Source organism: Streptomyces sp. NPDC044571 (assembly GCF_040647115.1).
Classification (GTDB): Bacteria; Actinomycetota; Actinomycetes; order Streptomycetales; family Streptomycetaceae; genus Streptomyces.
This window is the reverse complement of the sequence record NZ_JBEZBN010000003.1, coordinates 64,710-88,744: the sequence shown is the minus strand read 5'-3', so window position 1 is coordinate 88,744 and position 24,035 is coordinate 64,710. Positions and strand designations below refer to the sequence as shown.

The window sequence follows — 24,035 nt, the reverse complement described above, 5'->3', positions numbered from 1 at the left end:
AACCGCCGATGGGACAGAATGAGCCCGTGCCTTTCCTGTTGCTGATCGAGGACGACGACGCCATCCGCACGGCCCTCGAACTCTCCCTGTCCCGCCAGGGCCACCGTGTGGCCACCGCGGCGACGGGCGAGGACGGTCTGAAGCTGCTGCGCGAGCAGCGGCCGGACCTGATCGTGCTCGACGTCATGCTGCCCGGGATCGACGGCTTCGAGGTGTGCCGGCGGATCCGCCGAACCGACCAGTTGCCGATCATCCTGCTCACCGCCCGCAGTGACGACATCGATGTCGTCGTCGGACTGGAGTCCGGCGCCGACGACTACGTCGTCAAGCCCGTCCAGGGCCGGGTGCTCGACGCACGCATCCGTGCCGTGCTGCGCCGCGGCGAGCGGGAGGCCAGCGACTCCGCCACCTTCGGCTCCCTGGTCATCGACCGGGCGGCGATGACCGTGACGAAGAACGGCGAGGACCTCCAGCTCACTCCGACGGAGCTGCGGCTGCTGCTGGAGCTCAGCCGCCGGCCCGGACAGGCGCTCTCCCGTCAGCAGCTGCTGCGGCTCGTGTGGGAGCACGACTACCTCGGCGACTCCCGGCTCGTGGACGCCTGCGTGCAGCGGCTGCGCGCCAAGGTGGAGGAAGTGCCCTCCTCGCCGACCCTGATCCGGACCGTCCGCGGAGTCGGCTACCGCCTGGACTCACCGCAGTGACCGCACCCCCGTTCGCGGGCCGGCGCTGGACCAGCCTGCGGCTGCGCCTCCTCGTCGTGTTCGCGCTCGTCGCCCTGACGGCCGCGGTCTCCGCCTCGGGCATCGCGTACTGGCTCAACCGCGAGGCGGTGCTGACCCGTACCCAGGACGCGGCCCTCGGCGACTTCCGGCAGGAGATGCAGAACCGGGCCGCGGCGCTGCCCGCCGACCCGACGGCCGAGGAACTGCAGCGCACCGCCGAACTGATGGCCGGCAGCAGCCCCGGGTACAGCGTGCTGCTGGTGCACGAGCGCAAGGACCACCGCAAGGTGTTCGGTGCGGCCGGACCCGACTCCTTCGGGCTGGACGACGTACCCGCGTCCCTCCAGCACGCGGTGAACGACCGGCAGAAGACCACGGCGGCGAACGACGCCGAGTACCACATGTACTGGCAGCGCACGAAGCCGCGCGGCAATCCGTACCTGGTGGGCGGCACGCGCATCGTGGGCGGCGGGCCGACCGGCTACATGTACAAGTCCCTCGCCCAGGAACGGGACGACCTCAACGCGCTGGGCTGGTCGCTGACCATCGCCACCGGGCTCGCCCTGCTCGGCTCGGCGCTGCTGGCACAGGCCGCCGCACGGACCGTACTCAAGCCCGTACAGCGGCTGGGGGACGCGGCGCGCCGGCTCGGCGAGGGGGAGCTGGACCACCGGCTGGACGTGTCGGGGACGGACGAACTCGCGGACCTGTCACGTACGTTCAACAAGACGGCCGAGGCGCTGGAGAAGAAGGTCGCCGACATGAGTGCGCGCGAGGAGGCGAGCCGGCGCTTCGTCGCCGACATGTCGCACGAGCTGCGCACGCCGCTGACGGCGCTGACGGCGGTCGCCGAGGTGCTGGAGGAGGAGGTCGAGGACCTCGACCCGATGATCGCACCGGCGGTCGCTCTGGTGGTCAGCGAGACCCGGCGGCTCAACGACCTGGTGGAGAACCTGATGGAGGTCACCCGCTTCGACGCGGGGACGGCACGGCTGGTGCTGGACGACGTGGACGTCGCCGACCAGGTCACGGCGTGCATCGACGCGCGGGCCTGGCTCGACGCGGTCGAACTGGACGCCGACCGGGGCATCGTGGCGCGGCTGGACCCGCGGCGGCTCGACGTCATCCTCGCCAACCTGATCGGGAACGCCCTCAAGCACGGCGGTTCGCCGGTGCGGGTGTCGGTGCGGGTGGAGGACGAGTGGCTGGTGATCGCGGTCAAGGACAACGGGCCGGGCATCCCGCAGGAGGTGCTGCCGCACGTCTTCGACCGGTTCTACAAGGCCAGCGCCTCCCGGCCGAAGTCGGACGGCAGCGGGCTCGGCCTGTCGATCGCCATGGAGAACGCGCACATCCACGGCGGGGACATCACCGCCGCCAATGCTGCGGAGGGCGGCGCGCTGTTCACGCTGCGGCTGCCGGTGGACGTGGGGAAGGTGATCGCCGGTGACGCGGGCACGGACGCGTAGGGCCCTGCCGGGCGCGGTGTTGGTGGTGCTGCTGACGGCGGCGGCGACGTCGGCCTGCGGGATCCGGGCGACGACGGTGCCGGTGGACGTCGGGGCGGCGCCGTCACGGGTGTCGTGCGACGTCCCGGTCGAGCAGAACGGCGTCCAGGGCTTCCGGGCGACGATCGAGCTGGTGTGCGGCTCGCAGCTGGTGGGCGTGGAGCGGGTGGTGCCGATACCGGAGAAGAAGCCCACCAAGGACCCGGCGTCGCTGGCGGCCGAGGCGCTGCTGGAGGCGCTGGAACGGGAGCCGTCGGCGGAGGAGCGGGACGCGGGCTTCTCGACCGGGGTCCCGGACGGCTTGGCGGTCGCCCCGGCGCGGACCGGTGACCCGGCGGGCACCATCCGGCTCAGCCGCAAGCCGGAGGACCTGCCGCCGGTGGCGTTGTCGCAGATCGTGTGCACGCTGGCGGAGAGCGAGGCCGTCTCGGCGGGGCCGGGGCCGATCGTGCTGGGCGGCCCGGACGCGGATCCGCCGCGGGCGTGGGAGTGCACCGAGGCGGTCCGCTCCCGCCCGGAATCGGTCGCCACGCTGGGCGACGTGGTCCGCCCGGGCACCTCCCCGTCGGCGTCCCCGTCCTGAGGGCCGTCTTTTCAAGGCCGCCGGGGTGCCCCCTCTTCTCGCAGGTTCCTACCGCCGACCGGGCCGCTCCCGCTCCTGGGGCCGGTCCGGACCGGGGAGCCTGTAGGCGCCAGCCCCGGCGCGACCCGGTCGCTTGCCGGGGACCGGCCCCGAAGGCGGGAGCGTGAAGGCGAAGGGGGACGGGGGCACCAGCCGGTGACCCGGACCGGCCCCGGCAGCGGGACAGGGGCCGGTCGGGGGTCGGAACCTGCGAGGAGAGGGGGCCCGTGGGCGGGTGCGGGTTTGTGGGGGCCGCTGCTGTTCAACGCCGCCGTGGTGCCCCTCTTCTCGCAGGTTCCTACCGCCGCCCGGCCGGTTCCTGCTCCCGGGGTCGGTCCGGACCGGGGGTCTGTACGCGGCAGCCGTGGGCGGAGACGGCAGCGGCCCCCCGAGACGGGTCTCGGGGGGCCGGGTGGCAGCGGGGCCCGTCGGACGGGACGGGCCCCGCTGCCGCCGCACCGGCGGACGGAGTCCGGTGCGGCGGCGCGGAGCCGTGACGCGCGGAGCGTCAGATGCCCGCTGCTGCCGCGAGGTCCTTCTTGATCGCGTCCAGGACCTCCTGGCCGCGGGTGCGGGCCGCCGTCAGGTCCTGGGCGTCCGCGACCGGCACCACGACCTCCAGGTAGCACTTCAGCTTCGGCTCCGTACCCGACGGCCGCACGATCACCCGGGCCTTGTAGTCGCCGTCCAGGTAGTAGCGCAGGCCGTCCGTCGCCGGCAGGGACGGCGTCCCCCGCGTCAGGTCCTCCGCCGAGGACACCCGCAGGCCCGCCAGGGACACCGGCGGCTGCGCCCGCAGCTGCGCCATCGCCGAGGCGATGACCGACAGGTCCGAGACGCGCACCGACAGCTGGTCCGTGGCGTGCAGGCCGTGCTCGACCGCCAGGTCGTCCAGCAGGTCGGTCAGGGTCCGGCCCTGCTCCTTGAGCTCCGAAGCCAGCTCCGCCACCAGCAGGGCCGCGGTGATGCCGTCCTTGTCCCGGACGCCCTCCGGGTCCACGCAGTAGCCGAGCGCTTCCTCGTACCCGTAGCGCAGGCCCTCCACCCGGGCGATCCACTTGAAGCCGGTGAGGGTCTCCTCGTACCCGAGGCCCGCGGCCTGCGCGATCCGGCCCAGGAGGGAGGACGAGACGATGGACTCGGCGAAGACGCCCCGGACGCCTTTGTGCACGAGGTGGGCGGCCAGCAGCGCGCCGACCTCGTCGCCCCGCAGCATCCGCCAGCCACCCGGCGCCGCTTCGTCGGGGACGGCCACCGCGCAGCGGTCCGCGTCCGGGTCGTTCGCGATCACGACGTCCGGACCCACCTCGGCGGCCTTGGCGAAGGCCAGGTCCATCGCACCCGGCTCCTCCGGGTTCGGGAAGGCCACCGTCGGGAAGGCCGGGTCGGGCTCGGCCTGCTCGGCGACCAGCACCGGCTCCGGGAAGCCGTGCCGGGCGAAGGCCGCCAGGACGACGTCCTTGCCCACGCCGTGCATGGCCGTGTAGACGGTCCGCACGCCCCGGGCGGAGCCGGGGGTCAGCACGGCGTCCGTACGGGCCAGGTAGGCCTCCAGGACCTCGTCGCCGAGCTGCTCCCAGCCGGACTCCGGCCGCGGGACCGACGCGAGGGTCGTCACGCGGGCGATCTCGGCCGCGATCTCCACGTCCGCGGGGGACACGATCTGCGAGCCGTCGCCGAGGTAGACCTTGTAGCCGTTGTCCCGGGGCGGGTTGTGGCTCGCGGTCACCTCGACGCCGGCGACGGCGCCCAGGTGCCGTATGGCATACGCGAGGACGGGCGTCGGCAGGGGCCGGGGCAGGACGGCCGCACGGAGCCCGGCGCCGGTCATCACGGCGGCGGTGTCGCGGGCGAAGTCCGCCGACTTGTACCGCGCGTCGTAGCCGACGACGACCAGGCCGCCGGCGTGGCCCTGGGTCTTCAGGTAGGCCGCGAGGCCCGCCGCCGCCCGGATGACCACCGAGCGGTTCATCCGCATCGGACCCGCACCGATCTCGCCGCGCAGTCCGGCGGTGCCGAACTGGAGGGTTCCGGAGAAGCGGTCCGCGAGGGCGGCCGTGTCACCGGCCTCGATGAGCGCGGCCAGCTCCTGTGCCGTCTCCGGGTCCGGGTCCTCGGCCAGCCAGGCCTGGGCCCGTGCGATCAGGTCGTCCTGCACTTCCTGCACTACTTCCGCCTTACCTCTCGTACGGTCGCTCAGATACGGGCGAGAACCTGGGTCAGCAGCGTGCCCATGCGGGCGGCCGAGTCACGGCCGGCCTGCAGCACCTCTTCGTGGTTCAGCGGCTCGCCGGACAGACCGGCCGCGAGGTTGGTGACCAGGGAGATGCCGAGCACCTCGGCGCCGGCCTCGCGGGCGGCGATGGCCTCCAGCACGGTGGACATGCCGACCAGGTCGGCGCCCATGACGCGGATCATGTTGATCTCGGCCGGGGTCTCGTAGTGCGGGCCGGGGAACTGGACGTAGACGCCCTCTTCGAGGGTGGGGTCGATCTCCTTGCACATGGCGCGGAGCTTCGGCGAGTACAGGTCGGTCAGGTCCACGAAGTTCGCGCCGACGATCGGCGAGGCGGCCGTCAGGTTCAGGTGGTCGCTGATCAGGACCGGCTGGCCGGGCTTCATGCCCTCGCGCAGACCGCCGCAGCCGTTGGTCAGCACGACGGTCTTGCAGCCGGCGGCGACGGCGGTACGCACACCGTGGGCGACGGCGGCGACGCCGCGGCCCTCGTAGTAGTGGGTCCGGCCGAGGAAGAGCAGCGCGCGCTTGTCGCCGATCTTGTACGAGCGGATCTTGCCGCCGTGGCCCTCGACGGCGGGGGGCGGGAAGCCGGGCAGCTCGGTGACGGGGAACTCGGCCTCGGGGGCGCCGAGCGCCTCCGCGGCGGGGGCCCAGCCGGAGCCCATGACGAGGGCGACATCGTGGGTCTCGGCGCCGGTCAGCTCACGCAGGCGGGCGGCCGCGGCGGCGGCGTCGGCGAAGGGGTCGGTAACAGATGCGTTCACGCTGACGAGCGTAACCGCTCTGAGCCTACGCGCGTAGATGGCGCAGCTCACGGTGTTCGGATCGTTGCCTTGTCGTTTCCGCCGAAACGTCCCGGCCGGGCCGGGTGGGGGTCGGGCAGGCCTCAGCAGGGGCGCTTGCGGAGCTCCATGACGTAGTCGTGCGGCGCGCCCGCCGACTCGGCCGCGTCCGCGATCTCGCCGAGGTAGCGGGCCGAGGGCAGGCCGCCCTCGTAGCCGTTCAGCACGTAGCACCACGCGGCCTCTTCGCCGTCGAGGGTGTGGACGCGGATCCGCATCCGGCGGTAGATGTCGAGGCCGACGCCCTCCCAGCGGTCCATCGAGTCCTCGTCCAGCGGCGCGATGTCGTACAGGGCGACGAAGACCTGGTGGCGCGGGGCCTCGACGATCGTCGCGAGGGCCCCCTCCCAGCCCATCTGCTCGCCGCCGAAGGTCAGCCGCCAGTCGTTGATCCAGCCCGTGCCGCGCAGCGGCGAATGCGGGGCGCGGCGCGTCATCAGCCGCGGGTCGAGGTTGCCGGCGTACGCGGCGTAGAGCGACATGAGGTCGAGGGTACGGGAGGGGTGGCGATGACGGCGTGCCCGGATGGCCGGACCGGGGGAGAAGCACCTTGAAGCGTGCGGGACAATGGAGCACGGAATGCATCCCCCGGGGACACCCCCCGGAAGCCCCGGCCGGGGCGGCAGCCGGCCGGGTAGACGTGAGGCGGAGTTTTCGTGACCCGGATCGTGATCATCGGCGGCGGACCCGGCGGGTATGAGGCGGCCCTGGTAGGGGCCCAGCTCGGCGCGGAGGTGACCCTCGTCGACTGCGACGGCCTCGGCGGCGCCTCGGTCCTCACCGACTGCGTACCCTCCAAGACACTCATCGCGACCGCCGAGGTCATGACGACCTTCGACTCGTCGTACGAGGAGCTCGGCATCGTCGTCGCCGACGACACCCCGCCCCTGGAGCAGGCCGCGCGGGTCGTGGGCGTCGACCTCGGCAAGGTGAACCGGCGCGTCAAGCGCCTCGCCCTCGCCCAGTCGCACGACATCACCGCCTCCGTCACCCGGGCCGGCGCACGGGTCATCCGCGGCCGCGGCAAGCTCGGCGGCCCGCAGGGCATCGACGGCACGCGCGACGTCATCGTCACCGCCGCCGACGGCACCGAGACCATCCTCACCGCCGACGCCGTGCTGATCGCGACCGGCGGCCACCCGCGCGAGATCCCGGACGCGATGCCCGACGGGGAGCGCATCCTTAACTGGACGCAGGTCTACGACCTGGAGGAGCTCCCCGAGGAGCTGATCGTGGTCGGCTCCGGTGTCACCGGTGCCGAGTTCGCCGGCGCCTACCAGGCGCTCGGGTCCCGGGTCACGCTGGTGTCCTCCCGCGACCGCGTGCTGCCCGGCGAGGACCCGGACGCCGCCGCCGTCCTGGAGGACGTCTTCCGCCGCCGCGGCATGAACGTGATCGGACGCTCCCGGGCCGAGTCCGCCAAGCGGGTGGGCGACCGCGTCGAGGTCACCCTCTCCGACGGCCGGGTCATCGGCGGTACGCACTGCCTGATGGCGGTCGGGGCGGTGCCCAACACCCAGGGCATGAACCTGGAGGAGTCCGGGGTCCGCCTCAAGGACTCCGGCCACATCTGGACCGACAAGGTCTCCCGTACGTCGGCGCCGGGCGTGTACGCGGCCGGCGACGTCACCGGGGTGTTCGCGCTCGCGTCCGTCGCCGCCATGCAGGGGCGCATCGCGATGTACCACTTCCTCGGCGACGCGGTGGCCCCGTTGAACCTGAAGACGGTCTCGTCGAACGTCTTCACCGACCCCGAGATCGCCACCGTCGGCTACACGCAGGCCGACGTGGACGCGGGCAAGATCGACGCCCGGGTGGTGAAGCTCCCGCTGCTGCGCAACCCGCGCGCCAAGATGCAGGGCATCCGGGACGGCTTCGTGAAGATGTTCTGCCGCCCGGGAACGGGCATCGTGGTGGGCGGCGTGGTCGTGTCGCCGCGCGCCAGCGAGCTCATCCACCCCATCTCGATCGCCGTCGACAACAACCTGACGGTCGAGCAGATCGCAAACGCGTTCACCGTGTACCCCTCGCTGTCCGGATCGATCGCCGAGGTGGCGCGGCAGTTGCACACGCGGAAGGCGGGCGGCGAGGCGTAGGGGCGGCAACACCCGCCTCCCACAAGGGGAGTTGGGGCGGGGTGCGGGGTGCGCAGGCCGGTGTTCACCGGCCGACCGGCCGCGTATACCACTACTCACCCCGCCTTATGGACAACTTCGGTATTCCGGTGCAAGGAGCTGAAAGCAGACGGTCGCCCGGGTTACTGTCAGTTTCGTGTTCGCTGCAGAACGTCGCCAATTGATTCTCGAAATGGTGCGGGCCAACGGAGCGGTATCGCTCCGGGAGCTCGCCCGCGTCGTCCAGACCTCCGAAGTGACCGTACGGCGGGACGTGCGGGCACTGGAGGCAGAAGGACTCCTCGACCGCCGACACGGCGGTGCGGTCTTGCCGGGCGGTTTCACGCGGGAGTCCGGGTTTCCGCAAAAGTCCCATCTCGCGACGGCGGAGAAGACCGCCATCGCCGATGTCGCGGCCGGCCTCGTCGAAGAAGGCGAGGCCGTCGTCGTCGGCGCGGGCACCACGACCCAGGAGCTGGCCCGCCGGCTCGCCCGGGTGCCCGGACTGACCGTCGTCACGAACTCCCTCCTGGTCGCGCAGGCGCTGGCCCACGCCAACCGGGTGGAGGTCGTCATGACGGGCGGAACCCTGCGGGGCTCCAACTACGCGCTGGTCGGCAGCGGGGCCGAGCAGTCCCTGCAGGGGCTGCGGGTCTCGCGGGCCTTCCTCTCCGGGAGCGGTCTGACCGCCGAGCGCGGGCTGTCCACGTCCAACATGCTCAGCGCGAGCGTGGACCGGGCGCTGGTGCAGGCCGCCGCGGAGGTGGTGGTGCTGGCCGACCACACGAAGCTCGGCACCGACACCATGTTCCAGACCGTGCCGACGGACGTAATGACGCGGCTGGTCACGGACGAGCCGCCGACCCACGACGACCGGGCGGCGACGGAGCTCCAGGCGCTGGCGGACCAGGGCGTGCAGATCACGGTGGCGGGGGCGGTGGCCTCCGGCGGTGGCGACGGCATGGTCGGGCGCCGCCCGCGCCGCGAGTCGCCCCTGCCGGTGCAACGCCGCGGCGGCCCGACGGCGCAACTCCGCAGCGCGCCCGCCCCCCTGCTGGACCCACCCCCCACGGACCGCCCCCGCCTGGCCGACCTCCGCCGCCGCTGAACCGGGGGGCCGGCCCCGGGCGGTGGTGCTTGGCTGGGCCGCTGCTGCGGGGCATGCCGGGCGCGGCCGGCGCGGCCGGTCCGCCTGATGGCCCGCGTGCCCGATCGGCTGATCGGTGGCCCGGTGTATTTTGACCGGCCGCCTGTTGCGCCCGGCTGCCCCGCCCGGCGGCCGGCCGGTACGGCCTGTCCGGCCCGGCTCGGACAGCCCTGACGGTCCGACCCGGTGTGCTCACCGGTCCTGTCCGGACCCGGCGCCCGTTGTGCCCGGCCCGGCAGTGTCCGGCGTGTCCTGTCCAGCCGCCTGACGGCCCGACGGGTCCGGCTGCCCGACGGCCTGCCGGCCGTCCCGCCCTGCCCGACTCGGCCGGTACGCCCGACGGCTCGGCTTTCCCGCCTGGCGGCTGCTTGCCCGTTGTGCTCGGTGGTCCGGCGTGTCTTGCCCGGCTGCTGTGCCCTCGGACCGTACCCGTACCCGTACCAGTACCCGTGCCTGGGCCGCTGGCTGCGCGGTGTGCCGGGACGGCGCCCGTGGGCGGTGCTTCGTGGGTGCGGGCACCCGCCCTTCGCCCGTTCCCTGGGGCTCCGCCCCAGACCCCTTGCCACGCGGCGCGTGCTCCCGGGCTCCGCCCGGGGGGCGTCGGCCGCTGTACGCATCCAAGCCCGGGCCGCCCGTTTCCCGGCGTTGCGCCCCATACCGTTTGCCGCCTGCGGCGTGCCCGGGCTCCGCCCGTGGGCCGGGCGCCCTGCCCCGCTTCCCGAGGCTTCGCCGCGCATGGCGGATGCTGACCGGCGGCGGGCCGGCGCGCGCCCCCGCCCGTACCGGCGTGCTTTCCAACTCCGCCGGTAAGGCGACGGGCCAGTGTCCCCCGGACCGCCGGCCTCGTCTTCCGGGCTCCGCCCGCACCGTTTGCCGTGTGGCGGCGTGGCCCCGGCTCGGGAACGGGGGAGGCCCGGGAACCCCCGTGGGGGTTTCCGGGCCTCGGTGGTGGGAGGGGATCAGTCCTTGATCTCACAGATCGTCGCGCCCGACGTGAGGCTCGCGCCGACCTCCGCCGTCAGGCCCACGATCGTGCCCGTGCGGTGGGCGTTCAGGGGCTGTTCCATCTTCATGGCCTCCAGGACGACGACCAGGTCGCCCTCGTTGACCTGCTGGCCCTCCTCGACCGCGACCTTGACGATCGTGCCCTGCATCGGGGACGCCAGGGTGTCGCCCGAGGCGGCCGGGCCGGACTTCTTCGCCGCGCGGCGCTTCGGCTTCGCGCCGCCCGCCGCCGCCGTGCGGGCCAGGGTCATGCCCAGCGAGGACGGGAGCGAGACCTCCAGGCGCTTGCCGCCGACCTCGACGACCACCGTCTCGCGGCCCGGCTCCTCGTCCGCGTCCTCGGCGGCGGGGGCCGAGAAGGCGGGGATCTCGTTGACGAACTCCGTCTCGATCCAGCGGGTGTGGATCGTGAACGGGGTGCCGTCGGTCGGGGCGAAGGCGGGGTCGGCCACCACCGCGCGGTGGAACGGGATGGCCGTGGCCATGCCCTCGACCTCGAACTCGGCGAGCGCGCGGGCGGCGCGCTGCAGCGCCTGCTCGCGGGTGGCGCCGGTGACGACGAGCTTGGCCAGCAGCGAGTCCCAGGCCGGGCCGATGACCGAGCCCGACTCGACGCCCGCGTCCAGGCGGACGCCGGGACCCGACGGCGGGGCGAACTTCGTGACCGTGCCGGGGGCCGGGAGGAAGTTGCGGCCCGGGTCCTCGCCGTTGATGCGGAACTCGAAGGAGTGACCCCGCAGCACCGGGTCCCCGTAGCCGAGCTCCTCGCCGTCGGCGATGCGGAACATCTCGCGCACCAGGTCGATGCCGGTGACCTCTTCGGTGACCGGGTGCTCGACCTGCAGACGGGTGTTGACCTCCAGGAAGGAGATCGTGCCGTCGGTGCCGACCAGGAACTCGACCGTGCCGGCGCCGACGTAGCCGGCCTCCTTCAAGATCGCCTTCGAGGCGGCGTACAGCTCCGCGTTCTGCGCCTCGGAGAGGAACGGCGCGGGCGCCTCCTCCACGAGCTTCTGGTGGCGGCGCTGCAGCGAGCAGTCACGCGTGGAGACGACGACCACGTTGCCGTGCTTGTCGGCCAGGCACTGAGTCTCGACGTGGCGCGGCTTGTCGAGGTAGCGCTCGACGAAGCACTCGCCGCGCCCGAAGGCGGCGACGGCCTCGCGCACGGCGGAGTCGTAGAGCTCCGGCACCTCTTCCAGGGTGCGGGCGACCTTCAGGCCGCGGCCGCCGCCGCCGAAGGCGGCCTTGATCGCGATCGGCAGGCCGTGCTCCTTGGCGAAGGCGACGACCTCCTCGGCCCCGGAGACCGGGTCCGGCGTACCGGCGACCAGCGGCGCGCCGGCGCGCTGCGCGATGTGCCGGGCGGCGACCTTGTCGCCGAGGTCCCGGATGGCCTGCGGGGGCGGGCCGATCCAGGTCAGGCCCGCGTCGATGACGGCCTGCGCGAATTCGGCGTTCTCGGAGAGGAAGCCGTATCCGGGGTGGATGGCGTCCGCGCCGGAGTCGGCGGCGGCCTGCAGGACCTTGGAGATGTCCAGGTAGCTCGCGGCCGGGGTGTCACCGCCCAACGCGAAAGCTTCGTCGGCCGCGCGGACATGCAGAGCGTCCCGGTCCGGATCGGCGTAGACGGCTACGCTTGCGATTCCGGCATCCCGGCAGGCCCGAGCAACGCGGACAGCGATTTCGCCACGGTTGGCGATGAGCACCTTGCGCACGATGGCTCCCTCCTTGAAACAAGCTGAGTTTAGGGACAGCCCACACGGCCTTTCGACCCTTATCCAGAGGTGACCTTGCCCACACGGAGTGTGATTCGAGTCCACCTTGAGCCGGAAAGGCCTTGTGGTGCCCCAGGTCAGGGGGATCCCCGACTGCACAGTAACCCCGTGAGACATACGAGGTCTCTGTCCGCCGGGTCAGCGGCCCCGGGTGATTCTTTGTCGAGTCCCTACGAACGGCCCATGCTTTCTTTGCTTGATCGCCTTCCGTTCGGCGTGTTCCCGTAACGATGCGGCCCGACCCCTTGTCCGCACGTTTACCCGTTAGTAGCCTCCAGGCGTCGAACAGGCTTGTGCTTGTGAGGGGTGGTGTGTGGGGTGGGGGCTGCCGTGCTGCGCAGACTCGTGGCCGCCGCGGCGGCGCTCGTGATCGCGGCGGAGGCCGTGCTGCTCGTCTTCGTCCACATCGTCCTCGGCCGGACCACGCAGAACCAGTCGATGTCCGTCGCGGGCATGGATCCGGATGTCATGTCCGCAGCAACCTACGCGATGGGGGCGGGCATCGGAGCCTTCCTCCTGCTGTGCTCCGCGCTACTGGTCTACGCCGCCCTGCGCGACCGGGCTCCGGGCCGCTTCGCCCGCATCGTCCTCATCACCGCCGCCGTCACCCACGGGCTGCTCGGCGCCCTCGCCGTCGGACTGGTCGGCTGGGGCGCCTTCGCGGCGATGATGCTGATCCTGTGCCTGCTCGTGCTGGCCCTGACGCTCTACGCGGCCCCCAGCCGCCCTGAGGCGGACCTCCAGGAGCTCAGGCCCACAAGTCCGTGATGGACACGCCGAGTTCGCCCAGCAGGGAGCGCAGCAGCGGCATGGAGAGCCCGATGACGTTCCCGTGATCGCCGTCGATGCCCTCGATGAAGGGCGCCGACAGCCCGTCCAGGGTGAACGCCCCCGCCACGTGCAGCGGCTCGCCGCTCGCCACGTACGCGGCCACCTCCGCGTCCGTCGGCTCGCCGAAGTGGACCGTCGTGGAGGCCGTGGCCGAGACCTGGCGCCCGGTCGCGGTGTCGATCACGCAGTGCCCGGTGCGCAGCACCCCGGAGCGCCCGCGCATCGCCTTCCAGCGGGCGGTGGCCTCCTCGGCGTCCGCCGGCTTGCCCAGCGCCTCTCCGTCCAGCTCCAGCACCGAGTCGCAGCCGATCACCAGGGCGCCCGCCGCCTCGTCCTGGGCCGCCACCACGCCGGCCTTCGCCTCGGCCAGGGCCAGGGCCAGATCGGCGGGGGTCTCGGCGCTGAGCGCGTCCTCGTCGAAGTGGCTGACGATCACGTGCGGGGCGAGCCCGGCCTGCCGCAGCAGGTTCAGCCGGGCGGGGGAGGCGGAGGCGAGCACCAGGGCGCGGGCGCGGGGTTCGGCAGTCATGCCCGCCATCGTAGGCGCGGCCCCGGGGCCCGCGGCACGGCCGGTGGGGCCGCGCTGCGGCCCGGCGCCGCGGCCGGGCGCCGTACCGCGGTACGGCCGGGGCGGCGCCCTGCGGCCCGGCCCGGCCCGCACCGCCGCCCCGGAGGCCCCGTCAGAAGCCCACGCCCAGGACGTACACGACCACGAGCATCGCGAGGGCGACCACCACGGTCAACCGCCGGAGCATCGCCTGCGCGTCGCGCATGTCCTCGGGCGGCTCGTTCTTCGGGTCTGACCAGAGCATGCCCCGATCCTGGCCCCGGGCAGCGCAGTGGCGCCTGAGTACGGGTACTCAGGCGCCACCCTCCGTTCACCCCATCTTCCGCCCGGGCCGTCCTAGCCCGGCCAGTACGTACGCGCCCACGCGCGCGGTCCCGGCTGCGGCAGCGTGCGCCGCGCGACCCGGGACGGCGCCGCCCACGCGTCCGCCACCCGCTGCGCGTCCGGCGGCACCGAGGCCAGTGCCGCCGCGCGCGCTTGGACCACCGCCAGTGCGGCGGCCAGCTCCTCCGGGGTCGGGTTCCCCTTGACGACCTTGATCACCACAGGACTGACCTCCTAGAGGGGGATGTTGCCGTGCTTCTTCGGGGGCAGGGACTCCCGCTTGGTGCGCAGCTGACGCAGCCCCTTGACCACGTGCGCCCGGGTCTCGGACGGCATGGCCACCGCGTCGATGTAACCGCGCTCGGCGGCCGTGTACGGGTTGAGGAGGGTGTCCTCGTACTCGGCGATGAGCCGCGCCCGGGTCTCCTCGGCGTTGCCCGCCTCCTCCGCCTCCGCGATGGCGCGGCGGTGCAGGATGTTGACCGCGCCCTGTGCGCCCATGACGGCGATCTGCGCGGTCGGCCAGGCCAGGTTCAGGTCCGCGCCGAGGTGCTTGGAGCCCATGACGTCGTACGCGCCGCCGAAGGCCTTGCGGGTGATGACGGTGATCAGGGGGACGGTGGCCTCGGCGTAGGCGTAGATCAGCTTCGCGCCGCGCCGGATGATTCCGTTGTACTCCTGGTCGGTGCCCGGCAGGAAGCCCGGTACGTCCACGAACGTGAGCACCGGGATGTTGAAGGCGTCGCAGGTCCGCACGAAGCGCGCCGCCTTCTCCGAGGCGTCGATGTCCAGGCAGCCGGCGAACTGCATCGGCTGGTTGGCGACGATGCCCACCGGGTGGCCCTCGACCCGGCCGAAGCCGGTGAGGATGTTCGGCGCGAACAGCGACTGCGTCTCCAGGAACTCCCCGTCGTCGAGCACGTGCTCGATCACGGTGTGCATGTCGTACGGCTGGTTGGCGCTGTCCGGGATCAGGACGTCGAGCTCGCGGTCGGCGTCGGAGACCTCGGTGTCCGCCTCCTCCGGGAAGGCGGGCGGCTCCGAGAGGTTGTTCGACGGCAGGTACGCGAGCAGGGACTTGACGTACTCGATGGCGTCCTTCTCGTCCCCGGCCATGTGGTGGGCCACGCCCGAGGTGGAGTTGTGGGTGCGGGCGCCGCCCAGCTCCTCGAAGCCCACGTCCTCGCCGGTGACCGTCTTGATGACGTCCGGACCGGTGATGAACATGTGCGAGGTCTGGTCGACCATCACGGTGAAGTCGGTGATGGCGGGGGAGTACACGGCGCCGCCGGCGCAGGGGCCGACGATCAGGCTGATCTGCGGGATCACCCCGGAGGCGTGCACGTTCCGGCGGAAGATCTCGCCGTACATGCCGAGGGCGCTGACGCCCTCCTGGATGCGGGCGCCGCCGGAGTCGTTGATGCCGACGAGCGGGCAGCCCGTCTTCAGCGCGAAGTCCATGACCTTCATGATCTTCTGGCCGTAGACCTCGCCGAGGGCTCCGCCGAAGACGGTGAAGTCCTGCGAGAACACGGCCACCGGGCGGCCGTCCACCGTGCCGTAACCGGTGACGACGCCGTCGCCGTAGGGGCGGGTCTTCTCCAGCCCGAAGTTGGTCGACCGGTGCCGGGCGAACTCGTCGAGCTCGACGAACGAGCCCTCGTCCAACAGCAGGGCGACCCGCTCACGAGCCGTCAGCTTCCCCTTGGCGTGCTGCTTCTCCACCGCCCGCGCGGACCCGGCGTGGGTGGCTTCGTCGATGCGGCGCTGCAGGTCCGCGATCTTGCCCGCGGTCGTGTGCATGTCGATCGGCTCTGAGGGTTGTGACATCGGGGTCGCGGCTCCCTGTGTGGTGTCAACTGCCAGGTCAATTGATTGACTACTGCTGGCTACTGGTGCGTAGCGTATCGGCGGGCATGGCGCTCGGCAGTGCGGCGTTTGACACACCTACTGTGGGTTGCATGACGCCATCAGATGCATCAGGAGCAGCTACCCCAGGACCCTCCGAGGACCGCTGGTCGAACCTGGAACGGCCGCCGCTGAACGCCGCCGCCCTGCAGCGGGCCCTGGTCACCGGGGAAGGGTTGTGGTCCTCCGTGGAGGTGGTCACCGCCACCGGGTCCACGAACACCGATCTCGCCGCCCGGGCCGGGGAGCTGCCCGAGGGGGCCGTGCTCGTCGCCGAGGAGCAGACCGCCGGCCGCGGCCGCCTCGACCGCAGCTGGGTCGCCCCGGCGCGGTCCGGGCTGTTCTTCTCCGTGCTGCTGAAGCCGGGAGGGGCCGTCCCGCAGGAGCGGTGGGGGTGGCTGACCCTGCTGGCCGGGGTGGCCGTCACCACCGGGCTGTCCCGGGGCGCCGGGGTGGACACCGCCCTCAAGTGGCCCAACGACCTGCTGGTCAACGTCGGGGGCTCGGAGCGCAAGACGGGCGGCATCCTCGCCGAGCGGGTGGCCGACGGCGTGGTCCTCGGGATCGGGCTGAACGTGTCCCTGACCGCGGAGGAGCTGCCGGTGCCGGAGGCCGGGTCCCTGCTGCTGGCGAAGGCCGCGGTGACGGACCGGGAGCCGCTGCTGAAGGCCGTGCTGCGCTCCCTGGAGCAGTGGTACGGGGACTGGCGGGCGGCGGGCGGCGATCCGGCCGCCAGCGGCCTGCAGGAGGCGTACGCGACGCACTGCGCCACCCTCGGCCGGCACGTGCGGGCCGAGCTGCCCGGGGGCCGCACCCTCACCGGGACGGCCGAAGCGGTCGACACGGACGGGCGGCTGGTGGTCCGGACCGCGGAGGACGCCCACGAGGCGGTGGGCGCGGGCGACGTGGTCCACCTGCGGTCGGTGCACTAGCCGTCGGCAGCAGGAGCGCCCCGTGGTGAGGGAGCCCCCGACTGAAGGAGTGAGCTACGGCACACCTGCCGTATGGTTTAGGCGATCCCGGTGCTCGCGGTGATCACCCGGTTCGGCAGGGCAGTGCGCACGGAATGGACAGGAGGCGGCCCTTGACCGTCGACGACCCTACGTCCGGCGCGTCCGCCCCCGGGTCCCCCGGCCCGGGCACTCCCATCGGGCGCGACCAGCACACCCCTCACCACGAGGTCGACCACACCGTCCAGCCGACGGCGGACCCGCTCGCGATCCGGCTGGAACAGCTGATCCTGGGTGCCGAGCGCCGGTACACCCCGTTCCAGGCGGCCCGCAGCGCCGGGGTGTCGATGGAGCTCGCCTCGCGCTTCTGGCGCGCGATGGGCTTCGCGGACATCGGCCAGGCCAAGGCCCTCACGGAGGCGGACGTACTGGCGCTGCGCCGGCTCGCCGGCCTGGTGGAGGCGGGGCTGCTGAGCGAGCCGATGGCCGTGCAGGTGGCGCGCTCCACGGGGCAGACCACCGCCCGGCTGGCCGAATGGCAGATCGACTCCTTCCTGGAGGGGCTGACGGAGCCGCCGGAACCGGGGATGACCCGTACGGAGGTCACGTACCCGCTGGTCGAGCTGCTGCTGCCGGAGCTGGAGGAGTTCCTCGTCTACGTGTGGCGCCGCCAGCTGGCGGCCGCCACCGGGCGGGTGGTGCAGGTCGCCGACGACGAGGAGATGGTCGACCGGCGGCTCGCGGTGGGCTTCGCGGACCTGGTGGGCTTCACCCGGCTGACGCGGCGGCTGGAGGAGGAGGAGCTCGGCGAGCTCGTCGAGTCCTTCGAGACCACCTCAGCCGACCTGGTGGCAGCCCACGGCGGCCGGCTGATCAAGACGCTCGGCGACGAGGTCCTCTACGCCGCCGACGACGCGGCGACGGCGGCGGAGATCGCGCTGCGGCTGATCGAGACGATGGAGGCCGATCCGCAGATGCCGGAGCTGCGGGTCGGGATCGCCTTCGGGACGGTGACGACCCGGATGGGCGACGTCTTCGGGACCACGGTGAACCTGGCGAGCCGGCTGACGTCGATAGCGCCGAAGGACGCGGTGCTGGTGGACGGGGCGATGGCGGAGGAACTCGGCCGTACGGGCGCCGCGCCGGTCTCGGAGAAGGAGGCCGAGGCGGAGGAGGGCGGCGGTGCGTACCGCTTCGCGCTCCAGCCGATGTGGCAGCGGCCGGTGCGTGGTCTGGGGGTCGTGGAGCCCTGGTCGCTGACGCGGCGGAAGCCTAAGATCCCGGGATAACGTTCGTTAACCGGGAGGGTTCCAGTGTCGGTGGAGTCGGAGTTCGTCAGCGTACGTCGGCATGGCGGCGACGGGGTCGTGGAGCTGGTCCTGGACCGGCCGAAGGCCATGAACGCGGTGTCGACGGACATGGCGCGGGCCATCGGCGCGGCCTGCGCGGAGCTGTCGGCGGACCCGTCGGTACGGGTGGTGGTGCTGTCGTCCACCGCCGAGCGGGCCTTCTGCGTCGGGGCAGACCTCAAGGAGCGCAACTCCCTCTCGGACGCCGAGCTGGTGCGCCAGCGGCCGACGACGCGGGGTGCGTACGGGGGCGTCCTGGAGCTGCCCGTGCCGACGATCGCGGCGGTGCACGGCTTCGCGCTGGGCGGCGGCTTCGAGCTGGCGCTGGCCTGTGACGTGATCGTGGCCGACGAGACGGCGGTGGTGGGCCTGCCCGAGGTGTCGGTGGGCGTGATCCCGGGCGGGGGCGGTACGCAGCTGCTGCCGCGGCGGGTGGGCGCGGCCCGCGCGGCCGAGCTGATCTTCACGGCCCGGCGGGTGGAGGCGGCGGAGGCCCTGTCCCTGGGCCTGGTCGATGCCGTGGTGCCGGCCGGGCAGGACCGCGACGAGGCGCTGGCGCTGGCCGGGCGGATGGCGGCCAATTCGCCGGTCGGGCTGCGGGCCGCCAAGCGGGCGCTACGGCTGGGGCACGGGATGGACCTGGCGGCCGGCCTGGAGATCGAGGACGCGGCCTGGCGGACGGTGGCCTTCTCGGGGGACCGGGCGGAGGGCGTGGCCGCCTTCAACGAGAAGCGCAAGCCGAACTGGCCCGGGGTGTAGCACGGATCCGCGGCGCCCCGGCGGCTCCGCCGGGACGCAGGCGCGGCGACCCGTCGGCCCAGGGCCTCCCGGCGCCGGCCGGGGCGGCCGCCGCCCGGCGAGCGGGCCCCGGGCGGCCGCCGCCGGGCATCCTCGGATGCCGCAGCCGAGCGTCACCGAATCGGACATGTATCCCTAGGCTGGGGTGATGGGAGTCGACGGGCGGCTGCGAGCCGTCGTGGGCCTTGCGCAGGCCATGGCCGCCGCGTGCGCGCCGCGGGACAGCGTGCGGGCGGCCGCCCGGGGTGCGCGCCTGGCGATGGACGGGTCGTTCGCCGCGATCTCCGCCTGGGAGCGGGAGCGGGGCCGGCTGCGGGTCCTCGTCAACGAGGGCGAGCTGCGGCCGGGGGAGGAGGAGTTCCCCGAGGACGAGTCGTACCCCGTCCACGACTTCCCCGAGATCGCCGAGTTCCTGCACGAGCGGTGGGCCGGCGGCGGCGGTCCCCACGCCTGGGTCGAGAGCGCCGGCGGCGGCCGCCCGGGCCGGCGCGGGGAGGCCCTGCGCCGGCGGGGCCGCGGCACCTGCGTGGTCGCGCCGATCGTGCTCAGCGGGCGCGCCTGGGGCGAGCTGTACGTCGCCCGGGACGAGGGGCTGCCCGACTTCGACGAGGACGACGCCGAGTTCGCGACCGTCCTCGCCGCGGTCGTCGCCGCCGGGCTCGCGCAGAGCGACCGGCTGGAAGAGGCCCGGCGGCTCGCCTTCACCGACCCGCTGACCGGGCTCGCCAACCGCCGGGCGGTGGACATGCGGCTCGACGAGGCCCTGGAGGAGCACCGGCGCACCGGGATCGCGGTGAGCCTCGTGGTCTGCGACCTGAACGGGCTCAAGAAGGTCAACGACACCCTCGGGCACGCCATGGGCGACCGGCTGCTGGAGCGGTTCGGATCGGTGCTCAGCGTCTGCGGGGCCATGCTCCCGGGCGCGCTCGTCGCCCGGCTCGGCGGTGACGAGTTCTGCCTGGTGAGCGCCGGACCCCCGGCCGACGAGGTGGTCCGGGTGACCGAGGAGCTGTGCCGGCGCGCCGCCGAGCTGGAGCTCGGGGAGGGCGTGGCCTGCGGGGTGGCCTCGACGGGGGACCCGATCGGGCAGGTGACCTCCTCGCGGCGGCTGTTCCGGCTGGCGGACGCCGCCCAGTACAAGGCGAAGGCGGCCCGCTCGCCCGAGCCCGTCGTCGCCGGGCGGGACACCGCCGTGGTCCTGCTGGCCGACGCCGCCCAGCAGGAGGCGCGCGGCGAACGGCGGCGCTTCCGGGGCCGGGCGTAAGGAGGGGGTGTGGCAGAGGGGACGTGGCAGAGGGAGTGGGTACGTTCCCCGGGCCCGCTCGCGAAGGCGTAAGGGGCCCTCGTGAAAGTCGCTAGTGACATGAAGCGATTCAGTCCGTAGGGTGCTGAATATGGATATGCACACTGTCGTGGTGGGGACGTCCGGGACCACTGCCGAGGACGTCATCGCCGTAGCCCGCGGCAACGCGCGCGTCGAGCTGTCCGGGGAGGCGCTCGACGCCCTCGCCCGCGCCCGCGAGATCGTCGATGCCCTCGCCGCCAAGCCCGAACCCGTCTACGGGGTGTCCACCGGGTTCGGCGCCCTCGCCTCCCGGCACATCAGCCCCGAGCTGCGCGCGCAGCTCCAGCGCAACATCGTCCGTTCGCACGCCGCCGGCATGGGCCCGCGCGTCGAGCGGGAGGTCGTGCGCGCCCTGATGTTCCTGCGGCTGAAGACCGTCGCCTCCGGCCACACCGGCGTCCGCCCGTCCGTCGCCCGGACGATGGCCGACGTGCTGAACGCGGGCATCACCCCCGTCGTGCACGAGTACGGCTCCCTCGGCTGCTCCGGCGACCTGGCGCCGCTCTCCCACTGCGCCCTCGCCCTGATGGGCGAAGGCGACGCCGAGGGCCCCGACGGGGTCGTCCGGCCCGCCGGCGAGCTGCTCGCCGAAGCGGGGATCGAGCCGGTCGAGCTCCGCGAGAAGGAGGGCCTCGCCCTCCTCAACGGCACCGACGGCATGCTCGGCATGCTGATCATGGCCCTCGCCGACCTCGGCAAGCTCTACACCTCCGCCGACATCACCGCGGCGCTGACGCTGGAGGCCCTGCTCGGCACCGAGAAGGTGCTCGCGCCCGAGCTGCACGCCATCCGCCCGCACCCCGGCCAGGGTGCCTCCGCCGCGAACATGGCCGCCGTCCTGGAGGGCTCCGGGCTGGTCCGCCACTACCAGGAGGAAACCGCCCCGCGCGTCCAGGACGCCTACTCGGTGCGGTGCGCCCCGCAGGTCGCCGGAGCGGGCCGCGACACCATGGCGCACGCCGCGCTGGTCGCCTCGCGGGAGCTGGCCTCGGCCGTCGACAACCCGGTGGTGCTGCCCGACGGGCGGGTGGAGTCCAACGGGAACTTCCACGGCGCGCCGGTCGCGTACGTCCTGGACTTCCTGGCCATCGCCGCCGCCGACCTCGGCTCGATCGCCGAGCGCCGCACGGACCGCCTCCTCGACAAGAACCGCTCGCACGGCCTGCCGCCCTTCCTCGCCGAGGACGCGGGCGTCGACTCCGGGCTGATGATCGCCCAGTACACGCAGGCCGCCCTGGTCAGCGAGATGAAGCGGCTGGCCGTCCCGGCCTCCGCCGACTCGATCCCCTCCTCCGCCATGCAGGAGGACCACGTCTCGATGGGGTGGTCGGCCGCGCGCAAGCTCCGTACCGCCATCGACAACCTGACCCGGATCATCGCGATCGAGCTGTACGCGGCCACCCGGGCCATAGAGCTGCGCCACGGCCTCACCCCGGCCCCGGCCAGCCGGGCCGCCATCGCGGCGGCGCGCGCCGCCGGTGTGGCGGGTCCCGGGCCGGATCGTTTCCTCGCCCCCGACCTGGCCGCCGCCGACGCGTTCGTCCGTACGGGCGGGCTGGTCGCCGCGGTGGAGCCGGTGACGGGTCCGCTCGCCTAGGACCCGCCGGCCCCGGACGGGGTACGCGCGAAGGGCCGCCCCCGGGAGTCGATCCCGGGGGCGGCCCTTGCCGTGTGCGCGGGCGCCGCTAGACGGCGCGTGAGCGGCGTACGGAGAAGGTGACGAAGCCGGCCCCGACGCCCAGGCAGAGCGTGCCGCCCAGCAGGTACGGGGTGGTGTCGATCCCACCGGTGTCCGCGAGGGCCAGGGAGGCCTGCCCGGCGGTCTGCGGGGCGGCGCCCCGGCCCGAGCCGGGGCCGGCCTGGGGGTCCGCCTGCGCGTCCGTACGGGCGATGGCGGTCACCGTCCCGGGCGCGGGCGCGGGCGCGGTCGCCGGCTCGGGCGCGCCGGAAGCGGGCCCCGCCGCACCGGGCGCGGTGGCGTTCGCCGACGGGACGAACCAGAGGGCGGCGAGGAGGGTGGTCGCTCCGAGAGCGGTGAGCAGCGGTCTGCGTGCGGACACGGGGCGATCCCCCTTGCGGAAGCAGCGAATTGGCCGTGTGCGGTGATGCTACGGACAAGGGCGGGTCGTGGGAAAGTCGGGGCCTGCGCGGGCTTACGCTCCGTCGTATGAACCCTTCTGACACATCACGGTACGTAAGGCTTCGGGTGGATTTGGTGCTGGAAGTGCCGGATCCCGAGGCGCTCACCGCAGCCGCGCTCGCCCACATCGACGCCGACGAGTTCATGCCGGACGAGGAGCGCGGCCACGCCGAGTCGGCCGTCCGCGAGGACGAGTCGGAGGCCCTCGCGTACCTCGTCGACCCCACCGACCTGGTCGTAGAGATCCCCGGCGTGGAGCTGGCCCAGGCCTCCTGGAGCAGCGAGCCCGTCGAATACGACCCCGAGTCCATGGAGTGGGACCTCGACGAGGAAGATGGGGACTTCGAGGAAGAGACAGCCGACAACGCCTGACCGTGGGGTTGCCCACATCCGAACGGATGTGGAACCGATCCGGGCCTTCAACGCGTTGACTGGTATGCGAGGCAGGGGGCACGTCCCCCTGCCCCCAGGCTCGGGGGTTCAGGCAACGATGGAGTGGCGTGTGAGGACGGACAGCAAGCGGCGGAGGAGGTCCCTGGTGGCCATATCCGCCGTTCTCGGTGGCGTACTGGTGCTCTCGGCGTGCAACGGCGGAGGGGACGACAAGCCCAAGGGCGGCGGGGACGCGACCGGCAAGTCCCAGTCGGACGTGGACGCGGCGGCGGCCAAGGACGCCTCCAAGGCCAAGATCACGATCACGCCCAAGGACGGCGCCACCAACGTCGGGTTGAACGACGCCACGAACGTCGCCGTCAGTGACGGCACCCTCACCTCGGTGGAGCTGAAGACCTCCGAGGGCACCGCGGTGCCCGGCAAGATAGCCGCCGACGGCAAGAGCTGGAAGCCGGAGGGCGCCCTCAAGCGCTCCACGAAGTACGCCCTGGCGGCGACGGCGAAGGACGCGGAGGGCAAGGAGGCGCACGAGAACGCCTCGTTCACCACCGTCTCCCCCGAGAACAGCTTCGTCGGCTCGTTCATACCCGACGACGGCCAGACCGTCGGCGTGGGCATGCCGGTCTCGATCACCTTCAACAAGCCGATCAAGGACCAGAAGGCGGTCCAGTCGGCGATCAGCGTGAGCTCCACCAGCGGCCAGGAGGTCGTCGGCCACTGGTTCAACGCGCAGCGGCTGGACTTCCGCCCCGAGCAGTACTGGAAGGCGGGCTCCACCGTCACCCTGAAGCTGGCGCTGGACGGGGTGCAGGGCGCCCCCGGCGTGCAGGGCGTGCAGAACAAGACCGTCACCTTCAAGATCGGCCGGAGCCAGGTCTCCACGGTCGACACGAAGACGAAGAAGATGACGGTCACCCGGGACGGCGCGGTCCTCAAGACCATCCCGATCTCGGCGGGCTCCCCGGACAACCCGACCTACAACGGCCAGATGGTGATCTCCGAGAAGTTCAAGGAGACCCGGATGGACGGCTCCACCGTCGGCTTCAAGAACGACGAGGGCAAGGGCGAGTACGACATCAAGGACGTCCCGCACGCGATGCGGCTGTCCACCTCCGGGACCTTCATCCACGGCAACTACTGGGGATCCGACTCGATCTTCGGCAGCGTGAACACCAGTCACGGCTGCGTCGGCCTGAACGACGCCAAGGGCGCCGATGACCCGAACCAGCCCGCTGCCTGGTTCTTCGACAACTCGCTCATCGGCGACGTCGTCACGGTGGTCAACTCCCCGGACAAGACGATCAAGCCGGACAACGGGCTCAACGGCTGGAACATGAGCTGGGCGGACTGGAAGGCCGGCTCGGCCGTCTGACCCCTCCTGATCCCATGTGACGAGATCCGATGTCACGGCCGACCCGACACTCGGCCGGATGGCGGGGAGCCCCCGGG

22 protein-coding genes are annotated in these 24,035 nt (G+C 72.8%); 13 read left to right on the top strand and 9 right to left on the bottom strand.

What is annotated here, in order from left to right:
* The first annotated feature begins 26 nt into the window (after positions 1-26).
* The 3 genes from afsQ1 to AB0B01_RS02585 are packed head-to-tail and all read left to right on the top strand — an operon-like array spanning position 27 to position 2,816.
* Positions 27-704 (top strand): two-component system response regulator AfsQ1, encoded by a 678-nt coding sequence (afsQ1, locus tag AB0B01_RS02595; protein ID WP_361712141.1) that lies wholly within the window; start codon positions 27-29, stop codon positions 702-704.
* Positions 701-2,194, top strand: a complete 1,494-nt coding sequence (locus tag AB0B01_RS02590) for a HAMP domain-containing sensor histidine kinase (RefSeq protein WP_361712140.1) — start codon at positions 701-703, stop codon at positions 2,192-2,194. Before afsQ1 ends, AB0B01_RS02590 begins: the two co-directional genes overlap by 4 nt.
* Positions 2,172-2,816 carry a hypothetical protein gene (locus tag AB0B01_RS02585; RefSeq protein ID WP_361712139.1) on the top strand — a complete coding sequence of 215 codons (645 nt, stop codon included), beginning with the start codon at positions 2,172-2,174 and terminating at the stop codon, positions 2,814-2,816. The genes AB0B01_RS02590 and AB0B01_RS02585 overlap by 23 nt, the downstream gene beginning before the upstream one ends.
* Positions 2,817-3,363: 547 nt before the next feature.
* On the opposite strand, the gene AB0B01_RS02580 is transcribed toward AB0B01_RS02585, so the two are convergent.
* From AB0B01_RS02580 to AB0B01_RS02570, 3 genes are all read right to left on the bottom strand, one after another.
* A complete protein-coding gene (locus AB0B01_RS02580; protein ID WP_361712257.1) occupies positions 3,364-5,013 on the bottom strand; it encodes a phospho-sugar mutase in 1,650 nt (549 codons plus the stop codon).
* Between the two features lie 38 nt (positions 5,014-5,051).
* Complete coding sequence (locus AB0B01_RS02575; RefSeq protein WP_361712138.1) at positions 5,052-5,858, bottom strand: purine-nucleoside phosphorylase; 807 nt, start codon at positions 5,856-5,858, stop codon at positions 5,052-5,054.
* A 122-nt stretch (positions 5,859-5,980) separates the two neighbouring features.
* Positions 5,981-6,418 carry a gamma-glutamylcyclotransferase gene (locus AB0B01_RS02570; RefSeq protein WP_053786320.1) on the bottom strand — a complete coding sequence of 146 codons (438 nt, stop codon included), beginning with the start codon at positions 6,416-6,418 and terminating at the stop codon, positions 5,981-5,983.
* Between the two features lie 174 nt (positions 6,419-6,592).
* On the opposite strand from AB0B01_RS02570, the gene AB0B01_RS02565 reads away from it, so the two are divergent.
* Together AB0B01_RS02565 and AB0B01_RS02560 are read left to right on the top strand one after the other, a co-directional pair.
* Positions 6,593-8,032 carry an NAD(P)H-quinone dehydrogenase gene (locus tag AB0B01_RS02565; protein ID WP_361712137.1) on the top strand — a complete coding sequence of 480 codons (1,440 nt, stop codon included), beginning with the start codon at positions 6,593-6,595 and terminating at the stop codon, positions 8,030-8,032.
* 175 nt (positions 8,033-8,207) lie between these two features.
* Positions 8,208-9,158: a DeoR/GlpR family DNA-binding transcription regulator gene (locus tag AB0B01_RS02560; RefSeq protein ID WP_361712136.1), complete on the top strand. Its 951-nt coding sequence runs from the start codon at positions 8,208-8,210 to the stop codon at positions 9,156-9,158.
* Between the two features lie 998 nt (positions 9,159-10,156).
* On the opposite strand, the gene AB0B01_RS02555 is transcribed toward AB0B01_RS02560, so the two are convergent.
* Entirely contained in the window at positions 10,157-11,920 is a 1,764-nt protein-coding gene (locus tag AB0B01_RS02555; protein WP_361712135.1) for a biotin carboxylase N-terminal domain-containing protein, read from the bottom strand.
* A gap of 390 nt (positions 11,921-12,310) precedes the next feature.
* Between AB0B01_RS02555 and AB0B01_RS02550 the strand changes: the two genes are divergently transcribed.
* Positions 12,311-12,748, top strand: coding sequence for a hypothetical protein (locus tag AB0B01_RS02550; RefSeq protein WP_361712134.1), 438 nt, complete (start codon positions 12,311-12,313; stop codon positions 12,746-12,748).
* Here AB0B01_RS02550 and AB0B01_RS02545 read toward each other — a convergent pair.
* From AB0B01_RS02545 to AB0B01_RS02530, 4 genes are all read right to left on the bottom strand, one after another.
* The gene (locus AB0B01_RS02545) at positions 12,729-13,340 is read right to left on the bottom strand and encodes a nucleoside triphosphate pyrophosphatase (protein WP_361712133.1); all 612 of its coding nucleotides are present in this window, start codon (positions 13,338-13,340) and stop codon (positions 12,729-12,731) included. The two genes, AB0B01_RS02550 and AB0B01_RS02545, sit on opposite strands and share 20 nt — an antisense overlap.
* Before the next feature lie 151 nt (positions 13,341-13,491).
* Entirely contained in the window at positions 13,492-13,623 is a 132-nt protein-coding gene (locus AB0B01_RS02540) for a hypothetical protein (RefSeq protein ID WP_361712132.1), read from the bottom strand.
* Positions 13,624-13,715: 92 nt separating this feature from the next.
* Positions 13,716-13,925, bottom strand: a complete 210-nt coding sequence (locus AB0B01_RS02535) for an acyl-CoA carboxylase epsilon subunit (RefSeq protein ID WP_361712131.1) — start codon at positions 13,923-13,925, stop codon at positions 13,716-13,718.
* A gap of 12 nt (positions 13,926-13,937) precedes the next feature.
* A complete protein-coding gene (locus AB0B01_RS02530) occupies positions 13,938-15,533 on the bottom strand; it encodes an acyl-CoA carboxylase subunit beta (RefSeq protein WP_361712130.1) in 1,596 nt (531 codons plus the stop codon).
* Between the two features lie 131 nt (positions 15,534-15,664).
* On the opposite strand from AB0B01_RS02530, the gene AB0B01_RS02525 reads away from it, so the two are divergent.
* From AB0B01_RS02525 to hutH, 5 genes are all read left to right on the top strand, one after another.
* Positions 15,665-16,543: a biotin--[acetyl-CoA-carboxylase] ligase gene (locus tag AB0B01_RS02525; protein ID WP_361712129.1), complete on the top strand. Its 879-nt coding sequence runs from the start codon at positions 15,665-15,667 to the stop codon at positions 16,541-16,543.
* Positions 16,544-16,758: 215 nt separating this feature from the next.
* Positions 16,759-17,850, top strand: a complete 1,092-nt coding sequence (locus AB0B01_RS02520; RefSeq protein WP_361712255.1) for an adenylate/guanylate cyclase domain-containing protein — start codon at positions 16,759-16,761, stop codon at positions 17,848-17,850.
* 24 nt (positions 17,851-17,874) lie between these two features.
* On the top strand, positions 17,875-18,669 hold the full coding sequence (locus AB0B01_RS02515) for an enoyl-CoA hydratase-related protein (RefSeq protein WP_361712128.1): 795 nt from the start codon (positions 17,875-17,877) through the stop codon (positions 18,667-18,669).
* A 187-nt stretch (positions 18,670-18,856) separates the two neighbouring features.
* Positions 18,857-19,972 (top strand): GGDEF domain-containing protein, encoded by a 1,116-nt coding sequence (locus tag AB0B01_RS02510; RefSeq protein ID WP_361712127.1) that lies wholly within the window; start codon positions 18,857-18,859, stop codon positions 19,970-19,972.
* 136 nt (positions 19,973-20,108) lie between these two features.
* On the top strand, positions 20,109-21,650 hold the full coding sequence (hutH, locus tag AB0B01_RS02505) for a histidine ammonia-lyase (protein WP_361712253.1): 1,542 nt from the start codon (positions 20,109-20,111) through the stop codon (positions 21,648-21,650).
* 88 nt (positions 21,651-21,738) lie between these two features.
* Here the strand turns inward: hutH and AB0B01_RS02500 are convergent, their stop codons facing one another.
* Positions 21,739-22,113 (bottom strand): hypothetical protein, encoded by a 375-nt coding sequence (locus tag AB0B01_RS02500; protein WP_361712126.1) that lies wholly within the window; start codon positions 22,111-22,113, stop codon positions 21,739-21,741.
* Positions 22,114-22,268: 155 nt separating this feature from the next.
* Here AB0B01_RS02500 and AB0B01_RS02495 point away from each other — a divergent pair, with 155 nt between their 5' ends.
* Positions 22,269-22,565, top strand: coding sequence for a hypothetical protein (locus tag AB0B01_RS02495; protein WP_361712125.1), 297 nt, complete (start codon positions 22,269-22,271; stop codon positions 22,563-22,565).
* Positions 22,566-22,683: 118 nt separating this feature from the next.
* Positions 22,684-23,958, top strand: a complete 1,275-nt coding sequence (locus tag AB0B01_RS02490; RefSeq protein WP_361712124.1) for an Ig-like domain-containing protein — start codon at positions 22,684-22,686, stop codon at positions 23,956-23,958.
* The last annotated feature ends 77 nt before the right edge of the window (positions 23,959-24,035 follow it).

What these genes read in the sequence shown, in the direction of transcription:
- hutH (WP_361712253.1), top strand. Translation starts at nt 20,109, where the DNA reads ATGCACACTGTCGTGGTGGGGACGTCCGGGACCACTGCCGAGGACGTC.
- AB0B01_RS02525 (WP_361712129.1), top strand. Translation starts at nt 15,665, where the DNA reads ATGACGCCATCAGATGCATCAGGAGCAGCTACCCCAGGACCCTCCGAG.
- AB0B01_RS02545 (WP_361712133.1), bottom strand. Translation starts at nt 13,340, where the DNA reads ATGACTGCCGAACCCCGCGCCCGCGCCCTGGTGCTCGCCTCCGCCTCC.
- AB0B01_RS02490 (WP_361712124.1), top strand. Translation starts at nt 22,684, where the DNA reads ATGGAGTGGCGTGTGAGGACGGACAGCAAGCGGCGGAGGAGGTCCCTG.
- AB0B01_RS02530 (WP_361712130.1), bottom strand. Translation starts at nt 15,533, where the DNA reads ATGTCACAACCCTCAGAGCCGATCGACATGCACACGACCGCGGGCAAG.
- AB0B01_RS02570 (WP_053786320.1), bottom strand. Translation starts at nt 6,418, where the DNA reads ATGTCGCTCTACGCCGCGTACGCCGGCAACCTCGACCCGCGGCTGATG.
- AB0B01_RS02540 (WP_361712132.1), bottom strand. Translation starts at nt 13,623, where the DNA reads ATGCTCTGGTCAGACCCGAAGAACGAGCCGCCCGAGGACATGCGCGAC.
- AB0B01_RS02510 (WP_361712127.1), top strand. Translation starts at nt 18,857, where the DNA reads ATGGGAGTCGACGGGCGGCTGCGAGCCGTCGTGGGCCTTGCGCAGGCC.